The organism is Planctomycetota bacterium, assembly GCA_038746835.1.
GTDB lineage: Bacteria > Planctomycetota > Phycisphaerae > Tepidisphaerales > Tepidisphaeraceae > JBCDKH01.
The window spans coordinates 1-1,607 of record JBCDKH010000330.1; the positions used below are offsets into that span (position 1 = coordinate 1).

At 67.8% G+C, this 1,607-nt stretch carries 1 protein-coding gene; it reads right to left on the bottom strand.

The features are described from left to right. The coding region (locus AAGI46_17135) for a serine/threonine-protein kinase (protein ID MEM1013931.1) at positions 1-1,607 on the bottom strand (1,607 nt) is incomplete at both ends.

Consider the following 1,607-nt stretch of genomic DNA (forward strand, 5'->3'; position numbering starts at 1 on the left):
AGGTGATTCAACTGCAGCATCGACCGTGACGTGCCCATCGGAATGTCGGCGATGAGCTCGTAGCCGAGCGTGAGGAACTCCGGGAACTCCTGGCGAAGCTCCGGATTCTGCTCATTGGCAAACTCGAGGATGCCGTCGGCGTAGTTGAGCATCAATCGGCTCAGGTTCTCTCGCGCCGCGACACTTCTCGGCGACGTTGCCTCCATGCGGCGTCGGGCGTCGAGGGCGAGTTCGCGCATGCCTTCGAGGTCTCCGGGCGCTCTGCGACGAAGCCGCGACTCGCTCAGCGTCAGACGTGCGTTCCGCAGGATCACCTCGTCCCTCGGCAGGCCGACGGTCTCGCCGCGCCGGACGACTTCGCTGGCGTGCTCGATCGCCTGGTCGTGCTCTCGCAGGTATCGCAGCACGCCGGCAAACTGCTCGTGACTGCGGAGCGTGCGTGCATCGTCTGGCCCAAAGAGTCCTCGACGCAGCGTGTACGCCTCCTCAAGCAGCGGCCTGGCCTCGGCGTAGCGATTGCTCTCGAAGTAGATCATGCCGATCATGTCGAGCAGTTCGCTGCGGACTTCGGGATTGCCGCGGAGGTCGGTGGCCAAGCCGTCGCGAGCACGGTCGACAGCCTCGACGAACGCCGCGGCGGCTTCGGGATTGCGAAAGTCGGGCCTTGCCGAAAAGAGCACGCGCTGCAGGAAGCGACTCGTCGCCTCGGCCGCGTCGCGATCTTCCAGGGCTTGGCGTTCGGCGTTGGTGGCGCGGATCGCCTGGTACGCTGTCGCACCGATACCGCCGAGCAGGATCAGCGCCGCGACGGCGATCGCGGCCGCGAGCGGCTTGTTCCGGGCGGCGTGACGTTGGACGTAGTACGACAGCGTCGCGGGACCGGCGGCGACGGGGCGACGGTCGAGGACGCGCTTCACGTCGTCCCCAAGCCGGGCGACGGTCTCGTAGCGCGCGTCGGGTTCGGGCTCCGTCGCACGCTCGATGATCCAGTCCGCCTCGCGCGGGACGTTGCCTTGCAACGGCTCCGGCCGCGGCGCTGCGGCGGCGGTTTGGACCAGTGCCCGCCGGCTCTTCGACTTAGTCTCGGCAGCGACAGGATTCGCTCCGCCTAGCAGTGCGTGGAGCAGCAGGCCAAGTGCGTAGACGTCGCTCCGCACGTCGATCGCGCCGTTGCCTGCCTGTTCCGGACTCATGTACGCGGGTGTCCCGACGACGCCTTCGGCATCGTCGGCCCCGAGCAGCCGGGCGATGCCGAAGTCGATCACCTTGAGCCGAATGTCGTGCTCGTTGGTGTCGCGCCAGACCAGCACGTTGGACGGCTTGAGGTCGCAGTGCAGCAGACCGCGCGCGTGCGCATGCGCGACGGCATCGCACACGCGGGCGAACAATGCGATCCGCTCGTCCGCGTCGAGTTGCTCCGCCTCGCAGAACTCCGTGATGGGTCGACCCGGCGCGAGCTCGACGACGAGGAACGCCCGACCGTCGTGATCGCCGGCGTCGAGTACGCGGGCAACGTCGGGATGGTCCAGCCTCGCGAGTGCCTGTCGCTCGAAGGCGAACCGATCGCGCAGCCGATCGTCCACGCGGGCCAGCAGCTTGATCGCAAC